Origin of the sequence: Caballeronia sp. (assembly GCF_049581465.1) — a bacterium.
Classification (GTDB): domain Bacteria; phylum Pseudomonadota; class Gammaproteobacteria; order Burkholderiales; family Burkholderiaceae; genus Caballeronia.
Window position 1 is genome coordinate 1 of record NZ_JBAUSA010001169.1, and the last position, 3,655, is coordinate 3,655.

Annotated in this window: 2 protein-coding genes and 1 pseudogene; all 3 read left to right on the top strand. The window is 58.3% G+C overall.

Features of this window, described 5'->3' with window-relative positions; genetic code table 11:
• Positions 1-371 (top strand): annotated as a pseudogene (locus tag WCA53_RS28620) (alpha/beta hydrolase); the annotation flags it as partial.
• 54 nt (positions 372-425) lie between these two features.
• Entirely contained in the window at positions 426-2,207 is a 1,782-nt protein-coding gene (locus WCA53_RS28625; RefSeq protein ID WP_423918969.1) for an acyl-CoA dehydrogenase, read from the top strand.
• The coding region (locus tag WCA53_RS28630; RefSeq protein WP_423918972.1) for a 3-hydroxyacyl-CoA dehydrogenase NAD-binding domain-containing protein at positions 2,114-3,655 on the top strand (1,542 nt) is incomplete at its 3' end. The genes WCA53_RS28625 and WCA53_RS28630, both read left to right, overlap by 94 nt.

Consider the following 3,655-nt stretch of genomic DNA (forward strand, 5'->3'; position numbering starts at 1 on the left):
CGTTCAGCGAACTGAGCACGTGGCCGTTTCCATCCATTCATGAAATCTTTCACGACATTAAAGAGCGGGAAGCACCCCGCCACGAGCACTGGAGCACGATCGAATCAACAGAGCTCCTGCTCAGTTATGACGTGTCGCCTCTCGCACGCCGTCTGTACGACAAGCCGACATTGATGGTGGTCGCAGAAGGGGACGAGATCACCCTATGGGACCTGGAGATTGCTGTGTTCAACAGCATTCCGTCCGCGCGCAAGAGGTTGGCCGTGCTGCCGAAGGTTTCTCACATGAGCCTGTACTCGAAGCAGAACGATCTCGCGGTCGCGGGCGGTCTCGCTGCGGAGTTTGCCGCCGAGCATCTGGGCGCGCGATAGTCCTCGTTGAGGCCGGATTGGGTCTCCCCATGCAAACTGTTGATAAAGAAGCCGATGTCTACCCTGTCACGCGAGCTGGAGTTTCAGCTCCATGAGGTTCTGAACGTCGAGTCTTTCTCGCGTAGGCCACGCTATGAAGGTCAAACGCGGGAAGATTTCGATTCCATCCTGTCAGCGGCTGAACGTCTGGCCGCCGACTTCTTTGCGCCGCATTATGCAAAGGGCGACGCGAATGAGCCACAGTTTGTTGACGGGAACGCACGAACGATCCCTGAAACTGGAGAGGCGTGGCGGGCGTTCGCGGCGGCGGGGTTTCTTTCGGCGCATTGGAGCGCGGACGAAGGTGGAATCCAGCTTCCGGAGCCAATATTTCGGGCTGCGATGGCGCACTTCTTCACAGCGAACGCGCCAACCGCAGGCTACCCGTTTCTGTCCATTGGTGCTGCAAACCTTCTTCGCGCATTCGGTACAGCTGAACTAAAGTCGCAATATCTTTCTGCAATGGCAGATGGTCGGTGCGCGGGAACGATGGCGTTGACGGAACCGGGGCAGGGTTCGGCGTTGGGAGACATCAAAACGGTTGCGGTTCCTTCGGACGATGGTACGTACCGGATTGCCGGACAAAAGATGTTCATCTCAGGGGGGGACCAGGACTTTACCGAGAACATCGTGCATATGGTCCTCGCCCGTATCAAGGGCTCACCTTCCGGTGTGAAAGGGATATCCCTGTTTCTTGTTCCCAAGTTTTTGCCGGGTAGCGGCAAGCGCAACGATGTAGCACTCGCGGGGCTCATTCACAAGATGGGCTGGCGCAACACGACCTCAACGGTACTGTCGTTCGGAGAGAACGGGGGCGCGGTGGGATGGCTTCTTGGGGAGGCCAATCGAGGGCTCGCTCACATGTTTCAGTTGATGAATGAGGCGCGCATTGGTGTCGGGCTGATCGCGTCGAGCCTCGCTTATCGTGGATTTACCGAATCATTTGAGTATGCCCGGCAGCGTCCACAGGGGCGACTTCCGTCGTCGAAGGATCCGCTATCACCGCAAGTGACCATCGTCGGGCATGCGGACGTCCGCCGGCTTCTCCTGACGCAGAAGGCGGTGGCCGAAGGATCACTTTCATTGTGTCTGCATGCAAGCGCCTGGTTCGAAGATGAGCAGACGCATCCGGATCCCGCTGTTCGTGCGTCTGCCGGGCTGCTGTTGGATCTCATAACGCCGGTTGTCAAATCTTGGCCATCGAAACATGGCTGTCGATCCAACGAAGCTGCGATTCAGGTGCTCGGTGGGTCTGGGTATACACGCGAATACCCTCTGGAGCAGCTTTACAGGGACCAGCGTCTAAACCCCATCCACGAAGGCGCCGAGGCAATCCACGGTATTGACCTGCTGGGCCGAAAGATTGGGGCGAACAATTCCGGATTCCAAACGTTCCTGTCGGTGGTGCGCGAGGAGACGGGTCAAGTGCCATCGTCGCTGGAGAACCTGGCAGCTCGCCTGCAGGATGTCCTGTGTTCTCTGGAGTCCGTGACTTCGCGGGTTCTGCGTGGCCTCGCAACCGACCCGGACGCGGCACTCGCTAACGCTACTGAGTACCTCGATGCGTTCGGCCGCATATGCATCGCCTGGATGTGGCTCAAGCAGGCAAAAGTCGCGGCAGCGGCAGTTGCCGAATTTACTTCGGACGACCCCCGCTCCAATTACTACCACGGCAAGCTGCAAGCAGCTCAGTTCTTCTACGAATGGGAACTTCCGGCCGCAGTGGCGCAACTGGAACTGGTGGGCTCCGCAAACAGGACAGCCCTGGAGATGAGGGAAGAATGGTTCATCGGATAGATGTGGAGAACCGTGATGGCATTGCTGTGGTTTCGATCCTTAACGCACCGGTCAATGCCTTATCGGCAGATGTACGCGAGGATCTGTTCGTAGCGCTGAGTTCCTTGCAGAATGACCGATCTGTACTCGCGGTTGTTATCACGGGCGCTGGCCGCTGCTTCAGTGCCGGAGCGGATATCAACGAGTTTCGAGCTGCACCGGGAGCATTCGCGGCGAAGCGCGATCCAGTTGAGATTGGTCGATTGCTCGATGGATTTTCAAAGCCGGTTGTCGCGGCCATTAATGGACCGGCGCTTGGCGGCGGCCTTGAACTGGCAATGTCGTGTCATTGGCGCGTAGCGAGTCGCGACGCCGCGCTGGGACTGCCCGAGATCTCGCTGGGATTGCTTCCGGGAGCAGGAGGGACTCAGCGACTACCGCGTCTCGTAGGTGTCAAGAATGCACTCGATATGATGCTGACCGGCAAGAAGGTCGTGGGTTCTGAGGCGCGCGAAATTGGGCTGGTGGATGCCGTTACCGAAGGCAGTGTAGTGGATGCCGCTGTCTCCTTTATATACGAGGCATTTGCTTCCCGTAAGGTACCCAATGGGGCTAGCACGGTTGTTCTCTCGGGCCTGGGGGATGCATATCGCCGCATGATAGATGACGCGCGTGCACGTGCTATGGGCATGAAGGCCAAACGTTTTGCTGCCGAAAAGATTATCGACTGCACGTTGAGCGCCATTCAACTGGCATTTCCCGAGGGATTGGCGCTGGAGCGAAAGGCGTTTGAAGAGTGCCTGTCATCACAGGAGGCAGGCGCTTTGCAGCATGGTTTCTTCGCATCACGGGCAGCCGGACGGGCAGACCGTGACCGTGCCGTGCCGAGAGGTATCCAGGTGGTGGGTGTCGTCGGTGCCGGAACGATGGGGCAGGGCATCGCTATGAGCTTCGCGACCGCGGGACTCACGGTCCGCATTGTCGACATCAGCGAAGAACGGGCACAAAGGGCTGCAAATGCCATTCGGGCTGAGTACCAGCGGCAGGTTGAGCGGGGACGGTTGCGGCAGGTCGAGGCGGCTTCCTGTATTGCGCGGCTGAGCGCGTTTTCCTCGATCGATGCCGTGTCTTCATGCGACCTCGTTGTCGAGGCCGTATTCGAGGACCTGGAAGTGAAGCTCGATATGAGCGCGAAGCTGGGCAAGGTATGTCGTGAAGGCGCCATTATTGCCAGCAACACGTCGACACTCGACATCAACCGGCTCGCTGAAGCGAGCGGTCGACCTCAGGATTTCCTGGGGCTGCACTTTTTCAGTCCGGCAAATGTGATGCGCCTGGTGGAGGTCATCAGAGGCGAAAAGACCAGTCCTGATGCGATTGCAACAGTGGTTGGGGTGGTCCGTTCGATGAACAAAGTTCCTGTTGTGTGCGAGGTCTGCTGGGGCTTTGTAGGCAACCGGATGCTGGAG